The sequence below is a fragment of the Lysobacter enzymogenes genome (assembly GCF_900106525.1).
GTDB lineage: Bacteria > Pseudomonadota > Gammaproteobacteria > Xanthomonadales > Xanthomonadaceae > Lysobacter > Lysobacter enzymogenes.
Genome location: NZ_FNOG01000001.1, coordinates 84,445 through 101,123, shown reverse-complemented (window position 1 = coordinate 101,123; position 16,679 = coordinate 84,445). Strand labels below are relative to the sequence as shown.

Below are 16,679 nucleotides of genomic sequence, written 5' to 3'. Positions count from 1 at the left end.
AAGGCTCGGGGCGTGCCGTTTTGGGAGGTTTAGGGTGCGGAGCATGTGTTTATTTGTGCGCAGCAGCATCAAAAAGACACATTCGGCAAAAACAGCCGAATCCCGCGGTGTCGCCGCCTTCGTCAGACGAGCAGCGGGTCGACCCTTCCGCTGTTGATCGCGTCCAACCACTTGAGGTCGTCCCTGAACTCCAGGACGAGCAGCATTCCCTCCAGACGAATGCAGAAGTAGACGCAATCGGGAGAGTCGGGCCTGGCCTCGGACTCCAGCCGCCACACTTCGGTAGCCGACCATTGGGCCACGCCCAACTGCACTTCCACGACATACCAAAGCATGTCCAGAACCCGGAAAGACAGATAACGGCGCAGGTCCGTCAGGCTCGTCGAGCTGGCGGACGCAAGCTCGCGAACCAGGAACGGCTGGATGTCGCGCTCCAAGCTGCCGAAGCCGCGTGGCAAGCGCTCGCCTTTGCCCAGAACGAATTCGGTTCGTCGCGGGTAGAGGCCGGTTATCGCCCGCTCGAGGTCGACTTCGGGCTCGACCGATTCGACCAGAAAGGCGTTCGCGGAGTAGTTCCGAATGCATCCGTTGGATGCTGCGATGCCCGCGAGATAGCCGTCCAGCCTCGCGATCTCTTCATGCACTTGCGACAGGGACATGCGATACGCCCGGCGTGGCGCCGAGGTAATGGGAATAGATCAAGCTGCGCCGACAGTATCAGACCAACCGAACAAAGCCATAGAAATCGCCGCAGGCGAACTAATCGGGACGCGGACACGACATCGATCCAGGCCGATGCTCGGCAGATCGCCATTGAGACAAGGCGGCGAACCCCGCCGGCGAGCGAGCGTTCGCCGGAGCCTATGGATCACCGCTTGTCGGAGCAGTAATCCACTCCGCTGTTCTTGCCGTTGCGCAGCAACGCGATTCGATAGCCCGTCTTGCCGGCGTACTTCCACACCGAAAAATTGAAACCGGTGGCGTTCTGGCAGTACTTGAAGGACCGGTCTGCGTTGGCCTTCTCGTCGGACTCGATCAGCTTCCAGCCTTCAGCTTCCAATTGCGAACGATAGTGCTGTGCGATTTCCGCTTCCGTGCGCGTCGATTGCAGATGTCGGATTGCCGCGACCGGTCCGCCGTGATTCAGGATTTCTATCGACTCGCTATCCGTATCTCCTGCGAGCACGGAGAACCGCAGGAGTTGCTGCTTCAACTCCTGCACCAATGCGCCATTCGCCTTCTCGAAATAGCAGCCAGACACTCGGCTCAATGCGTAAGCCATTGCTACCAAAATGCAAAAATAGACGAATCCGTCGATTGCTTTTTTTCGAGTAAGCATCGCGCCTTACCAACCCGAGCCAACCGTGGCCGCTTCACCAGAATAAGTCACGCCGATGCCGGCACTACGCGTTCCGACACCGATCTCTACGGCAGAACCGCTGCCGTTTACTGTCACTCCACCGCCTGCACCGTTGAAGCCGCTTGCGTTGAAAGAGCGGCCGTTCAGGAATCCATCGACCTTCTCACGAGCTTCTTCACGAGTTATAGGGCAGTCATTGACCCAGCCAACAACGAACGAGACCCCTGCAGAGCTCAAAGACTTCCCCACATTTCGAGGGTCGCCAACAAAGCCGCCACCCGAGAACAGCTTCCCGCTGCGCGAAAGCGTGTAATGCAAGCTGCCCAGCCCGAAATTCACCGTAATGGTGCCGTAGTCTGGAGCGCGGCCGGAACCGTTCTCCCAGCTCAACCGCGTTCCGCCGTTGTTGAACGAACCTGGCCCTTCGAGCCCGAACGGATCGACGCCCGACACCGGATTTGAGCTTACGTAGGCGAAGGTATTGATCCCGCCCGACATCCCGATCGGATCGCTCTGCAAGTAACGGCCAACCGAAGCGTCGTAGTCGCGGAAATAGTTGTAGTTAGATCCAGTCCAGGGATCGAACCGCTGCCCGGGAAAACGCATGTCGAAGACGAATGCGGTCCCGTCCAAGTCCGGATCCTGATTCGGCGCGGTGGCGCCGAACGCCTCGCCCTTCGCATCCCACGACCACACCGCGACATCGCGCTGCGGATCGGCGACCGCTCGGGGCGTGGCCAGACGATCGGTGTAGATGTAGTAGAGCTTCTGTCCCTGTGGCGAGTTCGCCAGAACTGCCACCGGCACGCCATCCCACCAAACGATCTGCTGCATCGGCAGACCCGCATCGCTGTAACTTCCGATCCAACCGCCTCGTTCGTCGTACAGCAACCTAGAGCTCGCAACTCCCACATCGGCAGCCCGCACTTGCTCCCCTAGCGCGTTATACCGATAGCCGGCCTTATCGAGGCCATTCCATTTGACGGTCTTCAAACGGTCGTCGGCGCCATATTCGAACTGTTTATCCGCACCGATACTCGTCACGTTGCCTGCGGCATCGTAATCCCTCGCAATCCCGCCAACGCTTGCGAGACGATGGTCCGTTGAGGCATAGCCGTACACCTCATTGACCCCACCATGCTTGAAGCTTGTACGGTTGCCCGCCGCGTCATAGCCATAAGAGTCCAAAGGCACTCCCGAGGCCCCATCGCGCGTCACGGTCAGCCGACTCAAGCTGTCGTAGTCGTACTTGGCCAGGACCGCACTTTGCAGCCCATCTTTCAACGCCGCGACCTCTCCAATTTCGTTGTAATCGTAGTGCAGGGAAAGCGCGGCATTTCCCGAGCCGGAAACCGTCGCGACCCGATAGTCCTGATCATGAACGCGGGACTGGACCGTTCCATTGCCATAAGTCCAGCTTCTGGCCGGCCCATTGGGCTCGTAAGCGACCCCAGTCAGCACGACCGAGCGGACGCCAGCACTGGGTGTAACTCCGATCTCCGTCACCCGCCCTCTGCCATCGCGCGTGTAGTCCGCAATTGATCCATCGGGATAAGTCACGCTCTTCAACTCGCCGCCCAGGGTATAGGCGTAACGCATCGTCAGGACGCCTGCATCGATCGCCTGCACTTTGCGCACGACCTGCCCGAACCTGTCATAGCAATATTTCAGTTCCGTTCCGTCCTTACGCATCGCACTTACTCGCCCAGCGGCAAAGGTTTCGCCCACTGCACAGGCGCTATTGACCGTGTCGTAGTCGAATTCCACATCCGCCCCCCCGCTGGCCGAGTAGTAGATGGCCTTGGTGCGATTCAAGGCGTCGTAGACATAGCGATGCGGCACCGCATCGTTGGCGTCCTGTTTAGTCGCAACACCACCTGCCGCGTTGTAGGTGTAAGTGGCTACGCCGGTATCTGGACTGCTCAAGCGGACCTGATCGCCAAAACCGTTGTAGCTATAAACGGTATCCAACCCCTTCGGATCGGTAACCTTAGCCACCCGATCCAGCGGGTCGTACTCGAACTTCGTCTCGACATTAAGTCCACCGACATCCTGCAGCGTCCGCACCAACCGGTTGAGCGGGTCGTAGGTGTGGTCGGTGATCCGGCCGAGCGCATCGGTGGTGCGGTCCTGGTTGCCGCGGCCGTCGTAGCGGTAGACGGTCGCGTTCTGCGACGCGTCCTTGTTCGCCTGCAACTGCCCCAGCGTGTTGTAGACCCGCGACAGGGTGCGCTTGAGCGTGCCGGTGGAAGTCTTGGTGTCTTCCTTGGTCCGGTTGCCCTCGTTATCCAGGGTGTAGTGGATGGTGTTGCCGTCGTTGTCGGTGACGTCGGTCAAGCGCTGGGCCGCGTCGTAGGTGAAGGTCAGCGAGGCGCCGTCGGGTAGGGTCGACTTCTTGAGCTGGCCGGTCGGCCAGTAGTCGAAGCGGGAAATGCGGTCGTCGCTTTCGCTGTTGTTGTCGGCGCCGCGGACCTTGGTGGCGAGCAGCCAGCCGCGGGAGGAGAACTCGTTGTCGGAGACGACGCCGTTGATGTCCTTGCTCGACAGCAGGCGGCCTGCGGAGTCGTAGCGCAGCATTTCGGTCGAGCGGCCCAGGGCGTCCGTGATCATCCACAGGTCGCCCTTGCGATAGGCGCAGTTCGCCGGAGGCGCCGCGGCGCAACCTGCCGCGTCGACCGGGTAGTACTCGTAATGGGTCACGTCCGCCACGTCGGTGCGCGGACCGTCCACGGACCGGACCAAGCCGATCACCGGGCAATCGCCGGCGGTCACATCGGCCTGTTCGCAGTAGGCGATCGTCGTGGAGCGCTCTTCATTGGTGGCCGGATCGACCTCGGTGGACACCAACGGCTGTCCCCGGTCGTTGTAGGTCCACTTGCGTTTCGCCACGGCTGCGCCGCTGCTGTTCAAAACTCTTTGTTCGCTGGGCTCGTTATAGGCGGTGTTCCAGTCGAACTGAGTCGTTCGGGTTACTGCGGTAGTAGCGCCAGCTTCGCTCAAACCTTCCTTGCGGCTGGAAAGATTCGGCCCCGTGTAACCGAACTCGGTACGCGCACCGCCGACGGCGCTGTTGTAAGCCACTCGCCAGCGATTGTCGTAACCCACCTGAGTGGTCTGAGTGGAGGTTCCGGCTCCGCCCGAGACGGTCGCGCTCGAAATTTTCTTCAGCTGTTCGTTGGTGTAGCCGAAGGTTTTGACCGCGCCGGACGCCAGGGTCGCCTTGCTCTGGGTGGCGGAGAGATAGTCCACGGTGACGCGCCCGGCGCCGCCGGCATGCTCGCTGATGGTCGCCCTGCCCTTGTCGTCATAGGAGTAGGTGGCGAAGCGGGTCGCGGACTCGTCCTCGACGCCGGTCATGTGGTTCGGAAACTTGATCGGATCGCATCCCGCAATCGTGCCGCCGCTGGCGTTGCGGCACAGTTGCGCCGATTCGCCATAGAGGTAGCGACGCCCCGCGCCTTCGACACCGTCGTGCCACGCCGCGGTCATACGCCCTTGGGCGTCGTAGCGGTACTGCATCGCGACCGCGCCGTCGGCCTTGACCGAGACCAGCCGCGCTTCCTGCGTGGCGCCGGGCAGAACGGTATAGGTGAACTCGAGCGTGCGGCCACGCGAATTGGTCGCGCGCCGGATCAGATCCCGGGAGGGGCAGTCGTCGGTACCCAGTTCGGTTCCGCCGCAGTAGGCAAGGTCGACCTTGGTGCCGGCGATCTGCTTACGCAGCAGCCGCCCCTTGGCATCGAACCACGTGACTTTCTGCCCGGGTGCGGAAAGCCGCCAGACGCCGTCCGCCGGATCCTGAGAGCCTCTAGTTGGCTTGGTCAGCGCGAGATTAGGCGTGTTGGGCGAGTAATAGACCTGCTTTCCGGATTCGACCACATACAGGCGCTCCACATAGCCGTCGGGGCGGATCCAATAGGTCGCGTTGCCGGCATTGTCGAACATCAGTCGGTCGGAAAACGTATGCGACCAGTTGTTGCCGAAGCCCGAAGACAGCGGGAAATCGGCGATCGAGTTATAGGCGCGGCGGAAATCGAAGCCATCCCAGGCGAAATCGCCCTCGCGGTATTCCTTGTTGCCGAAATCAGCGGCGCAGGGGTTGCCGGGCCGGTCATTGGGTACCTGGCCGGACTGATCGGTCTTGCCAGAACAGAACGGAGCCCGTTGCTTGAAGCGCACAAGGATCTGACCTTGCGCGCTATTGACGCAGAAGATCGGCCAGGTTCCGTAACGCGCTTCCCCATAGGGATTATCAGTGCCATTGAACAGCGCCGGACAGATGTAAGTATCGACCCGATTGATTCGATAGGTATAAGAATTACCGCTAGCGTTGGTTGCAGTAATCTCCCGTGCGTTGGGGATCGGCCCGCCGCTGTACTGCACCGCATTCATAGCGATCCAGACTTTCCGAGCATCGGACGAAGTTGTAGACCACATGGCAAACGGGGGCGACAGATAAGCGCCGCGCAGCGTCGGGGTGTAAGCGCCATCGAGCGGATAGGCGCGCATGCTTGCAGCGACCATTTCCTCTTCGGTCCGGCACTTCAGGCCGTAGCAGTCGGTCGCATTGCCCGACATATGTCCGTCGTAGTAAGCACCCTCGTAGCTTTCGTACTTCCGCCACGGCACGTTGTATTCGAGCAGGACGGCGCTGTCGCTGGCCGCAAACGCGCGGGTATTGACCAGGAACGCGTTGCCCAAGGCAGGGGACGGCTCGGCCCGGATATAGGCCTCGGCTTCCGCCTGGGTGGCGAAGTCCTGCGACTGCGCCTGAGGCATGTAGCGGGTAGCCCGATACACATATTCAGGCACCTGAGCCTGCACTGCGCCCGCAAACAGCAACGCAGCCGAAGCAGCTGCAATGCCCCACCATGACTTCGCGTTCATCACGATTCCTTTTCCGAACTTCATACGGTTGCCCGCTGCAGGCGGGCTTGCGGCAACACGAACGGACCCGGCCCGCCGGCAATGCGGACTTTTCGACTTGGACGCTCAGTGGACAGGATCGGCAAGGCGCCCGTAACGCATAGCAGGAGGCTGGCGCGCGTGTCGCCATCGGCTCGTGCAGAAATCATAAACGGGGCGTGTGTCGAGCTGTTCATCCGTTGATGACGGGCCCTGCCGGGCCCGATCGACCATCCTTGCTGGCTTTCGAGAGGTGCTCCGCCCTGGCGAAAGAACAAGGAGCGATCGCACCGCATCATCTCTGCAACGACCGGATCGATTCAAGCCGCAAAATTCGCAGCTTTTGTACACATGCTCATTGCGTCGTAGAAGCCGCGCTTCCCGCCACCATTCACCGATACGGGTTGTAGCTATACACCCCACTCACCGCCTCCGGAATCCGAAAGTAATTCATCGTCAGCCCCACCGGATCCGTAGCCAATGCGCCGCGCCCCGGGCCATCGTTGCTGTCGTCCCACCCCCACGGAGCGTTGGCCGCGTTGACGCTGCAGCCGATCGCTCCGCTGCCGCAGCCGCCGCTCTTGTCGCCGGCGAAGCTGCCGTAGCTGGCGAACAGCGACGGGGTGTTGCGCTGGTCCCACAGGCCGCCGGGTTCGAAGATGTCGATGAGTTTGTATTTGACGTCGCGGTCGTCCGGGCCGGAGGGGACTTCGGCGACGCTGAGCGAGGGGTAATAGATCACGCCGTCGCCTTTGATGTCGTAGGCGGGCCAGGCCTTGAGGCCGTGGCCTTTGGCTTCCTGCGCGGTGACCGGGTGCGGCGCGCCTTGGTAGGTCAGGAACGACAGCGTGCCGTCGACGTTTTCGGCGTTGCCGGTCCAGTCGCTGCCGGCGGGCACGAACGAGAAGAAGTCGGTGTGGGCGACGGTGACGGCGGCCTTGAGCCTGCCGTAGGCGCTGCCGTCGCGGGCGACGGCGAGCATCACGCCTTCGGCGTCGTTCTCGTGTTCGGTGTCGAAGAACGAATCGGTCCAGTCGCGCGGATGGAAGAACAGGTAGGTGATGTACCAGTGGGTCGCGGTTTCCACCACCGAGTAATAGGCGTGCGCGGCCAGCGGGTAGGCGCTGTGGCCGGCGCGGTCCCAGTTGTTGCGCGCGTCGAGGTCGCCGTCGAAGTCGTAGCGGGCGATGTAGTCGGCGGCGCCGCCGAGGGCGTGGCTGCCGGTCTGGTCGACGTCTTGGTAATGCACCGGCGCCCAGCGCAGCGCGAGCGCGGCGCGGTCGACGGGATTGGCGGCCGACAGGCCGGCGGCGCCGGCGGCGTTGGCGGCGAGCAAGCCGGTGCCGAGGCAGGCGAGGCGCACGGCGGTGCGCAGACGGGCGGCGAAGCATCGGAGCATGGCGGCGGTCCTGGCGTTGGGCGAACCCAGGAGCTTGCGGCGGCGGCGATGGCAGCGATGTGGCAGACCGCGCGCGTCGGCGGGTCGGTGCGCGGATTCGTTCTAACCGTCTCGTCGCGAATGCGGCGGCGGTCACCGCCGGCGGCGCGGCGTGCTGCGCTGCACGGCGCGCGAAAAAGAAGGGCTGGCGGGCGCGAACGCCGGGCTGGCGAAGGGAGGGTTGCGACCGCTTGAGGTCGCGGCGCGGATGCTAAGGCCGGCGCCGGCTGCGGACAAGCGCTCGCGACGCGTTCGCGCGTTGCAGCGGCCGGCGCGCAACGGATCGAACCGATCGGGCAAAGATGTCGTGCAACGACGCCGCGCGAAGCGGCGTCTTCATCGCCACAGCACCGACGCGCAAGCGCGCCGGTGCCGATTACGTGGACTGAACTACGCGAACCGCGCCGCCGATCAGCCGCGCGCCCCGCCCTGCGCCGCGATCTGCCGCAGCGCCGCTTCGAACTGCTCCACCGGCTGCCCGCCCTGGATCAGATGACGGTCGTTGATGATGACCGACGGCACCGCGCTGATTCCGGCTTCCTGGTAGAGACGCTCCTGCTTGCGCACGTCCTGCGCGTACTCGTCCGAATCGAGCACGGCGCGGGCGCGCTGCCCGTCGAGGCCGGCCTCGCCCGCCACCGCCGCGAGCACCTCGCGCGAAGACACATCGCGGCCATCGGTGAAATAGGCCTTGAGCAAGGCGTGCTTGAGCGCGCGCTCGGCATCGGCGCTCTGAGTGCCGGCCCAGTGCAGCAGGCGGTGGGCGTCGAAAGTGTTGTAGATGCGGTCGCGATCGCCGAACTGGAAACCGACCGCGGCGCCGCGCTCGCGCAGCGCTTCGCGGTTGCGCGCCAGTTGCTCGGCGCCCAGGCCGTACTTGTGCGCCAGGTGCTCGTCGATGCGCTCGCCTTCGGCCGCCATCTGCGGGTTAAGTTCGAACGGCTGGAAGTGCAGTTCCACTTCGACTTCGCCGTCGAGCCGGGCGATGGCCTGCTCCAGCGAATTCAGGCCGACCGCGCACCACGGGCAGACCACGTCGGAGACGAAGTCGATCTTGACCTTCGCGGTCGGGTTGGACGAACTCATGGCAAAGCTCCGCGCGGCGCGCAATTCTCAGGATACAGTCACCATGCGGGCGCGGCCCGGCGCCATCAAGCCGAAGCCGGGCGCACCGGCGGATCGGTGCGTTCCACCGCCCGGGCCGGGCCCCACCCGCACTGGCGATGCTTACTCCATCACAAAAATCGGGGCAGAATAGGCCGGCCCCCGGCGGGGCGCCCCTTGCGGGCAGGCCGGGCGCGCACACCGCGGCCGCGCGCCGCCACCGCTCGATGGGGACAACATGGACTCGATGTACCCGGCCGGACCCGCCTCCGTGCCCGCGCAACTGACTGCGCCCAGCGCCGCTTACCGTCGCCACGCCTGGCTGGCCATGCTTGGCCTGCTCGACTTCGTCGCGATCTACTTCGCCCTGCTGGTCTGGTTCGGCTGGACCGCCTGGCGGCTGTTCGCGGCACTGGTCCAGGGCGACGGCGGCAACCTGATCGGCAACGGCATCACCGGCGCCTGCGCCGCGTTCTTGTGCCTGTTCATGGCCAAGGCGCTGATCTTCAAGCGCCGCGGCGCCGGCGGGGAAGACCTGGAGCTCAAGCCGGCCGACCAGCCCGAGCTGTTCGCCTTCCTGCACCGCCTCGCCGACGAGGCCGGCGCGCCGCGGCCGCACCGCGTATTCCTGTCGCCGCGGGTCAACGCCGGCGTGTTCTACGACCTGTCCCTGCTCAACCTGATCCTGCCGTCGAAGAAGAATCTGGAAATCGGCCTGGGCCTGGTCAACGTGCTCAACCTGGGCGAGCTCAAGGCGGTGCTGGCGCACGAGTTCGGCCACTTCGCCCAGCGCACCATGGCGGTCGGCCGCTGGGTCTACGTGGCCCAGCAGATCGCCGCGCACATCATCGCCAAGCGCGACGCTTTCGACGATTTCCTGCGCGCGCTGTCGCGCTTCGATCTGCGCGTGGCCTGGGTCGGCTGGATCCTGTCGCTGGTGGTGTGGTCGATCCGCTCGCTGGTGGAGATGGTGTTCCGGCTGGTGGTGCTGGCCCAGCGCGCGTTGTCGCGCGAGATGGAGTACCAGGCCGATCTGGTCGCCGCGTCGCTGACCGGCAGCGACGCGCTGGTGCACGCCCTGCACCGGCTCGGCGCCGCCGACGACGCCTGGAGCCGCACCCTGAGCTTCGCCAACCGCGAGTACGCCAACCAGCGCCCGGTCGCCGACCTGTTCGCGGTGCAGACGCGCATCATCGAACACCTGCAGCGGGTGTTCGCCGACGCCGAGTACGGCGAGCCGCCGCGGCTACCCGACGCCGGCCGCGACCAGCACCGCGTGTTCAAGAGCGAGCTGGCGCAGCCGCCGCAGATGTGGTCCACCCATCCGGCCAACAGCGACCGCGAACGCAATATCAAGCGCAGCTATATCGCCTGCGAAATCGATACGCGCCCGGCGCTGGAGCTGTTGCGCGATGCGCAGGCGCTGAAAGAGCGCATCTCGCGCGAGATGATCGACAGCGCCGAGCCGCTGGCGCCGGTGCCGATCGCCGACAGCCTGGAACGCGTGGACCGCGACTTCGACGATCTGGCCCTGGACCGCCGTTTCCGCGGCACCTATCTCGGCCGCTCGATCGTGCGCGACTACGAGCGTCCCGACGAGCTCTATCACTCGGTGGCCGACGCCGCGCTCGATGCGCAGCTGGCCGGCCTGTACCCCGCCGAGCACGGCGACGCGCTGGAACGCCTGCGCGAGCTGGAAGCCGAACGCGCCACCCTCGACGCGCTGCGCGCCGGCCACCTGCGCGCGCCCGGCGGCGTGGTGCGCTGGCGCGGCGGCGAGTTTCCGGCCAAGCAACTGCCGAAGGTGCTGGCCGAACTCGACGCCGAACTGGCGCCGCTGCGCGAGCAGGTGCGCGGGCACGACCGCCGCTGCCGCAGCGTGCACCTGGCCGCGGCGCGCGCGCTGGGCGGGCCGTGGGAAGCGCTGCTGCGCGGGCAACTGGCGGTGCTGCATTACGCCGACCACAGCCACGCCGACCTGCAGGACGCCAACAGCCTGCTGGTCAACACCTACGAGGTGGTGACCGCCGACCGCCGGGTGTCTTCCGACGAACTCAACCGCCTGGTGGCTTCGGCCAACCAGCTGCACCGCACGCTCGACGCGCTGTATGCGCATGCCGCGCAAGTGCGCATGGACAGCCGCATCGCCACGCGCCTGGGCGCCGCCGACTGGGCCGCGGCGCTGGGCGAGTTCCGCCTGCCCGTGGCCGACCGCGACAACATCCAGCAGTGGCTCGGCGCGATCGACACTTGGGTGCGCGGCACCGTCGGCCCGCTGGCGGCGCTGCGCGACGCCGCGCTGGAATCGCTGCTGGCGACCGAAGACGAAGTCGCGCGCGCGTTGCGTGGGGGCGAGCGCGAGGATGCCGACGGCATGGTCGCAATCGCCGAAGCGCCGGCCGTGGAAGTGTCCACCGCGGATGCGGACGCGCCGGAGCGCACCGGCTCCGCGCAAGCGAGCATCGCCGCAGTCGCACGCGATGCGTCCGAACAGGCCGCCTTCGATCAGGCCATCGCCGAGCGCGTCGCCGCCGACGGCAACGACGCCAGCGATTACGACGCGGACAACGCGCGCTTCGCCCGGCCCTCGGACGACGCGCCGGCCGCGGCGCCGCGCGACTACACCCGGCTCAAGCCCGGCAACGGCCGCAAGCACCAGACCAAGCTCGGCTGGTGGGATCGCTTCCAGACCGCCGACGGCCTGCTGCCGTCGATCTCGCGCGTGGCCGCGGCCGCCGGCATCGTCGGCGCGGTGCTGTTCGTCGGCGCTTCGGTCGGCATGGCCAAGCTCACCGTGCTCAACGGGCTGGCCCAGGCGATGCGGGTGGAAGTCGACGGCCGCGGGTACGACCTGCCGCCGTTGCAGAACCTCACCGTCGAGCTGGCCGACGGCGGCCGCCACCACGTGGTCGCGCGCACCGCCGATGGCGCGGTGGTAGAGGAGTTCGACAGCGACGGCCCGACGCATGCTTCGCACTACGTCTACAACATCGCCTCGGCCGCGCCGCTGGTGGAGTGGACCGCGGTCTACGGCCCGGGCGGCGAAGTGCCGGAGAACAAGCTCGGCGCGCCGCGCTGGATCGCCTCCAGCGCCGACCACATCTTCGAGGAGCCGCCGAAGCAGATCAGCACCAAGGGCAACGGCGGCAGCCGCCGGGTGTTGCAGGGCTTCGCCGGGCTGTCGCCGTCCGACCAGTTGCAACTGGCCCGCGACGACGCCGACAAGCATGCGCTGATCGCCGCGCACGTGCGCTGGGACGCCGGCGATTCGCGCCATATCGCCGAATGGCTGACGCTGGCCGCGCGCCAGCCGGATGCGGCCGCGCTGATCGGCGCGCGCCTGCAACGCGCGCCGGCCGAGGTGATCGCGCTGCGCGCCGAGCAGGACGCGAGCGAGGGCAAGCCCGCCCGCGCCGAAGTGTGCGCGCGCCACAACGCTCTGTCGGAACGCGCGCCGCAATCGCCCGACCTGCGCTACATCGCGCTGCGCTGCGCGCCGGACAACGACGAGCGCGACCGCGCCTTCGCCGCCGGCCATGCGCGCTGGCCCGAGCACGGCTGGTTCGCGCTCGCCGCCGGCCACGCCGCCAACGAGCGCGGCCAGTGGGATCAGGCGCTGCCGCTGTTGCGCCAGGCCGCGAAGATGCCGCAGGCCAACGAGTGGCTGGCGACCGAGGTCGCGCGCACCCAGCGCGCGATCGATGGCGACGCCGCGCGACTGGACGCCAGCGGCTCGGGGCAATTGCAGACCTTGCTGGCGATCGAGCAGGGCACGGTGCCGCGCGAGTCGCCGCACTGGGCGTTCGTCGCGCTCAAGTCCGGCGATCTGGCGCGCGCGCTGCAAGCGGCGAACGGCGCGGGGGACACGCGGGCTTACCTGCAACGCTTGATCGCCGCGTCCGAAGGCGCGCCGGCCGATGCAGTGGCGCAGGCGCTGGCGCAATCCGACCAGCCCGAGGAAGACCCGGCCAGCGCCTGGGCGTTGGCCGCGCTGGCCGAACGCGAACGCGATGCCGGCGCCGCGCACCGGCGCGAGAACGCGATGCGCGCCGATCCGGAAGACGCGGCCAGGATCGCCGCCTTCTTCGACGCCGTGCGCCGCGGCGGCAGCGCTTCGGCCGAACAGGCCGAGCGCGCGCTGGGCAAGATCAACCCACGCTCGCGCGGCATCGCCTACGCCACCGCGGTGGTGATGCTCGGCCGCGATTGCCCGCAAGCCTGGCGCGACGGCGCCAAGCGCCTGCTGTTCGCGGCCGAGCGGCCTTACTTCGGTTGAGGCCGAGGCCGGGCGCGGCCTTCGCGGCCGCGCCCGGCAACGCACGCCCGGGCGCGCAAACACGCGCCCGGGCCCGCGCGCCGCAAGCACCCGCCCGCACCAGCGCAGCTCCGGCCGCACGCGCGCGGCCGCGACTTTGCCGCAACTGACCGTTGCCGCGCCGATGCTGGCGCGCATCGCGCGCAGTGGCCACACTGTCGCCTAGCCTCCCCCGCTTCCCCGCCCGCGCGCTTCGCGGCGCGCCGCACGAACGACGCCTTTCGCGCCTGTGCGCGGCCTCGCGGCCGCGCCGTTCGTCGTATCTCCCCCTCCTGTTGCCGCCGTCGAAGCCGAATCCCATGAGCGCCACCGCCGCCCCCGCTTCCGCCATCCGTCCGCTGTGGCAGGGACGCGCCTGGGTGCTGGCCGGCATCGTGCTGTCGGCGTTCACCCTGCGCACCGCGGTGACCTCGCTGACGCCGCTGCTGGACGCGCTGGGCCGCGAATTCGCCTTCGGCGCGACCATGACCGGCGTGTTCGGCATGGTGCCCACCGCCGCGTTCGCGCTGTTCGGCGTGGCCACGCCGAGCCTGGCCCATCGCATTGGCCTGGAGCGCGCGGCACTGCTGGCGATGGCGGTGGCCGCGCTCGGCCTGCTCGCGCGCGGCTTCGTCGGCGACACCTGGCAATTGCTTGCCGCCAACGCGGTCGCGCTGGCCGGCATGGGCATCGGCAACGTGGTGCTGCCGCCGCTGGTGAAGCGCTATTTCGGCGACCGCGTCGGCACCGTCAGCACCGCCTACATCACCGTGCTGCAGCTCGGCACGATCCTGCCCGCGCTGACCGCGGTGCCGCTGGCCCAGGCCGCGGGCTGGCGGGTGTCGCTGGCCTCGTGGTCGCTGGTGGCGGTGGCGGCGGCGCTGCCGTGGCTCAGCGTGCTGTGGATGGAAGCGCGCGGCCGTTCGGCGCAGGCGCGCGAACTCGCGCGCACCCACGACCGCGCCGTCGCCGGCGGCGACGAAGCGCCGGAACTGCCGGCGGCCGCCGCGCGCGGCAAGGTCTGGCGCTCGCCGGTGGCCTGGGGCATGACGCTGATGTTCGGCATGACTTCGCTGGTGACCTATTCGATGTTCACCTGGCTGCCCAAGCTGCTGGTCGAAGCCGGCGGCAGCCCCGCGCTCGGCGGCGCGATGGTGGCGCTGTTCTCCACCCTGGGCATGATCAGCGCGCTGACCATGCCGGCGCTGGCGGTGCGCATCGCCAATCCGTTCCCGATCGTGCTGGCCTGCGTGCTGTGTTACCTGGGCGGCTTCGCCGGCCTGCTGCTGGCGCCAATGCATCTGACCTTCGTGTGGGTGGCGCTGATCGGCCTGGGCCCGAGCACCTTCCCGTTGGCGCTGACCCTGATCAACCTGCGCACGCGCACGCCGGCCGGTTCGGCCGCGCTGTCGGGCTTCATGCAGGGCCTGGGCTACACCTTGAGCTGCGCCGGCCCGCTGCTGTTCGGCTGGCTGCACGAACGCAGCCACGGCTGGGTGTGGCCGTTCGCGATGCTCGGCGCCTGCCTGCTGGTGTTGATCGTGGGCGGGCGCATGGCCTGCCAGCCGCGCTATCTCGAAGACAGTTGGTGAGTGCGGCCGCGCGCGTGGTTTGACGCGCATCGCTTTCGATCGCGAACGCCGTCGCCCTTCGCGGGGCGGCGGCGTTCGCGCATGCGCGCTTTAGCGCATATCGCGTTGCGTTCGCCACCGCTCGCGCGCAGCGCGCACGCGGACCGCGATGCGCTTGCGCCGCAGTCCGCGCGTTCACCAGCGTGAATCGCCCGCGGCGGCGCGGATCAAACGCCGGATATGGAAACGCGGGCACAGATCGATCTGTCATCTCGCGGCCGTTTCCGGCAAGCGATCACGTAACGCGCGTGCGCGGTCAAGACAATGAACCTACGGGATCCATGCTTGCCATGCCAATACGCGGCCGCTTGCGGCCGCGTCCGAAGGAGATCGTCCGATGCATTCGCACACTCTCGCCGCAGCTCTCGGCGGCGCCTTGCTGTTGGGTTCGCTCGGCGCCGCCGCCGCGCCCGATGCCGCCGCCTTGCGCCTGGAACTGGATCGCAGCAACGCACTGGTCGCCGCGCAAGTCGCGCGCGCGGCCTATCCCGAGTACTTCCGCCGCGCCTACGCGCGCTATCCCAATCTTCCGGCCGGCGCGCTGGAAGCCATCGCCTACAGCGAAACCAACTGGGTCCACGTGCGCCCGGAAGCGCAGAACCCGCGCGACCTGCATATGCCGCGCTCCTACGGCGTCATGGGCCTCTATCACGGCGGCGGCTTCGCCGACATGGTCGGCGACGGCGCGCGCCTGATAGGGCGCAGCGCGCAGCAAGTGATCGACGATCCGGAAAGCAACATCCTCGCCGCCGCCGCGTTGCTCGACCGCGCGCTCGCCGCCGGCCAACCCGACAAGCGCAGCCGCGCGCTGGCCCAACCTGAGGCGATGGCTGCGGTGCTGGCCCGCTACGCCGGCTACGGCGCCAGCAACGGCGGCATCGCCGACTACGCGCGCCAGAGCTTCGCCTACGGCGTCATGCAGACCCTGCAGCAAGGCGTGGACGCGCAAGGGGTGAAGATTCCCGCGCAGCCGCTCGAACTCGAACGCGCCTTCGACGCCGGCCAGTTGCAGAAACTGCGCGCGCCGGCGCTGCTGATGAACGCCGCCGACGACAGCGTGCGCGCGAATCCGGCGCTGAGCCGCGAACTGGCGCGCAGCGCCGCGCCGGCCACCGACGTCGGCGCCAAGGCAGTCGATTTCGGCGAAGCGATTTGGAACCCGGCCAGTTCCAGCAACTACAGCACCGCCTCCAACCAGACGAGCGCGGTGATCATGCACACGATGGAAGGCTCTTACGCGGGCTCGATCTCGTGGTTCCAGAACCCCAGCGCGCAAGTCTCGGCGCATTACCTGATCCGCAAGTCCGACGGCCAGATCACCCAGATGGTGCGCGAATACCATCAGGCCTGGCATGCGAAGAACCATAACTACTACACCATCGGCATCGAGCACGACGGCCGCGCCGCCGACGCCGGCAACTGGTCGGCGGCGATGGTCAACGCCTCGGCGCGGCTGACCAAGAGCATCTGCGCGCGCCGCGGCGTCAACTGCGCCAGCGCCTGGAAGGGCCCGGGCTACGACACCTTCCACCTGGTGCCCGACAGCGTGCGGGTCAAGGGTCACGGCATGCTCTCGGGCAACGAGAACCGCTACGACCCCGGCAAGTACTTCCCCTGGTCGAACTACTACAACCTGATCAACGGCGGCGGCGGCAATCCGAATCCGCCCGGCAAGTATTGGGTCGACACCTTCGCCAACGCGACCGGCTACAAGTGGCCGTCGACGCTGACCCCGGTCGGCACCTTGAACCAGGGCACCAACTACGTCTACTGCAAGGCCTGGGGCGAGGAAGTGCGCGTAGGCAATTCCTACAACCACTACTGGCTCAAGACCGATCTCGACGTCGGCCCGGCCGGCGCCTGGGTCTCGGCGTATTACCTCAGCCGCTGGGGCAACGACGAGGCCCGCGACAACAGCGGCGCGGTGATTCCCGACTGCTGACCGCC

General features: G+C 67.1%; 8 protein-coding genes and 1 pseudogene. 4 read left to right on the top strand and 5 right to left on the bottom strand.

Going from position 1 to position 16,679, the window contains the following annotated elements:
• Positions 1-122: 122 nt before the first annotated feature.
• The 5 genes from BLU84_RS00425 to BLU84_RS00405 all read right to left on the bottom strand — a co-directional run bounded on the left by BLU84_RS00425 (position 123) and on the right by BLU84_RS00405 (position 8,789).
• On the bottom strand, positions 123-659 hold the full coding sequence (locus BLU84_RS00425; RefSeq protein ID WP_074861630.1) for a hypothetical protein: 537 nt from the start codon (positions 657-659) through the stop codon (positions 123-125).
• Between the two features lie 209 nt (positions 660-868).
• Entirely contained in the window at positions 869-1,282 is a 414-nt protein-coding gene (locus BLU84_RS26000) for a hypothetical protein (protein ID WP_139174503.1), read from the bottom strand.
• 63 nt (positions 1,283-1,345) lie between these two features.
• On the bottom strand, positions 1,346-6,271 hold the full coding sequence (locus BLU84_RS00415) for an RHS repeat-associated core domain-containing protein (RefSeq protein ID WP_083382211.1): 4,926 nt from the start codon (positions 6,269-6,271) through the stop codon (positions 1,346-1,348).
• A 385-nt stretch (positions 6,272-6,656) separates the two neighbouring features.
• Positions 6,657-7,664: a hypothetical protein gene (locus BLU84_RS00410; protein ID WP_083382210.1), complete on the bottom strand. Its 1,008-nt coding sequence runs from the start codon at positions 7,662-7,664 to the stop codon at positions 6,657-6,659.
• Between the two features lie 450 nt (positions 7,665-8,114).
• Positions 8,115-8,789: a DsbA family oxidoreductase gene (locus tag BLU84_RS00405; RefSeq protein WP_074861626.1), complete on the bottom strand. Its 675-nt coding sequence runs from the start codon at positions 8,787-8,789 to the stop codon at positions 8,115-8,117.
• Between the two features lie 346 nt (positions 8,790-9,135).
• On the opposite strand from BLU84_RS00405, the pseudogene BLU84_RS28065 reads away from it, so the two are divergent.
• From BLU84_RS28065 to BLU84_RS25990, 4 genes and pseudogenes are all read left to right on the top strand, one after another.
• Positions 9,136-11,239 (top strand): annotated as a pseudogene (locus BLU84_RS28065) (M48 family metallopeptidase); the annotation flags it as partial.
• Positions 11,240-11,529: 290 nt separating this feature from the next.
• Complete coding sequence (locus tag BLU84_RS28060) at positions 11,530-13,083, top strand: hypothetical protein (protein ID WP_425479286.1); 1,554 nt, start codon at positions 11,530-11,532, stop codon at positions 13,081-13,083.
• 338 nt (positions 13,084-13,421) lie between these two features.
• Positions 13,422-14,693 carry an MFS transporter gene (locus BLU84_RS00395; protein ID WP_074861624.1) on the top strand — a complete coding sequence of 424 codons (1,272 nt, stop codon included), beginning with the start codon at positions 13,422-13,424 and terminating at the stop codon, positions 14,691-14,693.
• Between the two features lie 376 nt (positions 14,694-15,069).
• On the top strand, positions 15,070-16,674 hold the full coding sequence (locus tag BLU84_RS25990) for an N-acetylmuramoyl-L-alanine amidase (protein ID WP_139174501.1): 1,605 nt from the start codon (positions 15,070-15,072) through the stop codon (positions 16,672-16,674).
• Positions 16,675-16,679: the final 5 nt, after the last annotated feature.

Bases quoted from the DNA above. Each gene is read 5' to 3' on its own strand.
- BLU84_RS00425 (WP_074861630.1), bottom strand. From the start codon at position 659: ATGTCCCTGTCGCAAGTGCATGAAGAGATCGCGAGGCTGGACGGCTAT.
- BLU84_RS26000 (WP_139174503.1), bottom strand. From the start codon at position 1,282: ATGGCTTACGCATTGAGCCGAGTGTCTGGCTGCTATTTCGAGAAGGCG.
- BLU84_RS00415 (WP_083382211.1), bottom strand. From the start codon at position 6,271: ATGAAGTTCGGAAAAGGAATCGTGATGAACGCGAAGTCATGGTGGGGC.
- BLU84_RS00410 (WP_083382210.1), bottom strand. From the start codon at position 7,664: ATGCTCCGATGCTTCGCCGCCCGTCTGCGCACCGCCGTGCGCCTCGCC.
- BLU84_RS00405 (WP_074861626.1), bottom strand. From the start codon at position 8,789: ATGAGTTCGTCCAACCCGACCGCGAAGGTCAAGATCGACTTCGTCTCC.
- BLU84_RS00395 (WP_074861624.1), top strand. From the start codon at position 13,422: ATGAGCGCCACCGCCGCCCCCGCTTCCGCCATCCGTCCGCTGTGGCAG.
- BLU84_RS25990 (WP_139174501.1), top strand. From the start codon at position 15,070: ATGCATTCGCACACTCTCGCCGCAGCTCTCGGCGGCGCCTTGCTGTTG.